The organism is Microbacterium sp. F2E, assembly GCF_020905435.1.
In the GTDB taxonomy this organism is placed as follows: domain Bacteria; phylum Actinomycetota; class Actinomycetes; order Actinomycetales; family Microbacteriaceae; genus Microbacterium; species Microbacterium lacticum.
Map to the genome: position 1 here is coordinate 1 of NZ_JAJJIB010000039.1, position 1,726 is coordinate 1,726.

The window sequence follows — 1,726 nt, forward strand, 5'->3', positions numbered from 1 at the left end:
ATCGGTACTTCTCACTGACCATCGCACGATGGCTCACCCACGTCTACGACGCAGACAACCCTGCCGAATCCTCCACCACTCCAGGGGACGTCATCGTCGGCATAGGTGTCGAGGGTCATCGCTGCTGAGGCGTGACCCAGCATGCGTTGCACAGCGTTGACGTTTGCGCCGGCGCTGATCGCGAGGCTCGCGGCAGTGTGGCGAAGGTCGTGAGGGCTGAGCTCGGGGAAGCTGGGGTCGACTCGGCGCGCACGTTTCACCGCGCCGACGAACCAGCCACTTTGGGAACTGGGTAGACGCATGTGAACCTGTCCGTCACCGAACAGAAGCTCGGCCGCCCGTTTGTGCCCGATCGCGGAGCGAATGTTGGCGTCGAGGAACTCGGGGTACGGCACAGTGCGCGTCTCGTGGGTCTTTGGAGTTCCGACGTGAATCTGTCCGTTGACGGTGACAGCGTTCTCTTGCACATGCACGCGCCGGCGCTCGAGGAGCACATCTCTCACCCGAAGCCCGGTCGCCTCGCCCCATCGAAGTCCGGTATACGCAAGGAAGAGGATGAGGGTCGGCTGCGACGACTCAGACGCGAGTAGCGTCACCTGGTCATGTGAGAGGTAGACGCGACGCTTCTTGGCTTTACGGGCTCTGCGCATTCTAGGTGGGGGTGAGGGGGTCAAGTCCGCCGGCGATCAGGAGCATGCGGACTCTTCTATGTCTGTCAAGTCAGGGTTGCTGCACGGTTCAGCTGGCGGTAGATGCGTCGGGCGAGGTAACGCTTGAGGCATCGACGGATCTCCTTGGTGCTGCGTCCTTCAGCGGTTCGGCGCTCAACGTAGGCGCGGGTTTCCGGGTCGCAGCGCATGCGGGTGACGACGGCCATGTGCAGGGCGCGGTTCAGTCGCCTGTCTCCGCCTCGGTTGAGTCGGTGTCGTGTGGTGTTTCCTGAGGACGCAGGGATGGGGTTCACCCCCGCGAGGGACGCGAATGCCGCCTCGGAGCGGAGCCTGCCGGCGTGGGACCAGGCGGTCATCGCGATCGCTGCCGTGACGGTTCCGATACCCGGCTCGTCGAGCAGGGCCGCGGCTGGTGTTTCCTGCACGAGGGTGTCCATTCGGGATCGGTTCTCGGTGAGATCGTCGTCGAGGGCAGCCACTCGTTGGGCGAGGCGGATCGCTTCAGCCCGGGCTGTAGCGGCGGCGATGGTTTCGTCGCGGACTCGCCACCGTGTGATCTCGGCGATCCGAGTGCTGGACAGCGGTCGACGAGCGTCGATGCCGAGGTCGACGATCCGCAAGAGCCCGGTCAGAGCGTTGAGGGTGGCGGTGCGTTCGGTAGTCATGTGCTCGCGGGCGGCGACGAGGACGCGCAGGGCGGCGCGTTCGCCGTCATCATCGCGCGGGCTCCTCAGGCGCGTCGTCTCCAGGGGCAGCGCGGCTGCTGCGATTCGGCGGGCATCGAGGGGGTCGGACTTGCCGACTCCGCGGTTCGCGCGCGCGTTCATCCGGGGTGCTTCGGCGACCTGGTAGCCGGTCTGGGCGGCTGTCTTCGCAAGCTGAGCACCGTAGGAGCCGATTCCCTCGATGACCCACAGGACGTCCAGGTCCGCGCCGGTGCGCCGCGCGGCCCAGTCGAGCGCGCGTTGAAGACCCGCGTGAGTGGTCGGGAACTGTGCAGTGTCGACCAGTTCTCCCAACGGTGCAGCGAGGATCGCCAGGGTATGCGTCTTCGC

Annotated in this window: 2 protein-coding genes; both read right to left on the bottom strand. The window is 65.9% G+C overall.

The features are described 5' to 3' along the window. Nucleotides 1–11 precede the first annotated feature (11 nt). Complete coding sequence (locus LOK55_RS13860; protein WP_229935838.1) at nt 12–650, bottom strand: site-specific integrase; 639 nt, start codon at nt 648–650, stop codon at nt 12–14. A gap of 65 nt (nt 651–715) precedes the next feature. Then, nucleotides 716–1,726, bottom strand: a 1,011-nt coding sequence (locus LOK55_RS13865) for an IS110 family transposase (protein ID WP_229935839.1), incomplete at its 5' end; no start/stop codon positions are given.

Excerpts from the sequence above, each read along its gene's own strand:
- LOK55_RS13860 (WP_229935838.1), bottom strand. The coding sequence starts at position 650 with ATGCGCAGAGCCCGTAAAGCCAAGAAGCGTCGCGTCTACCTCTCACAT.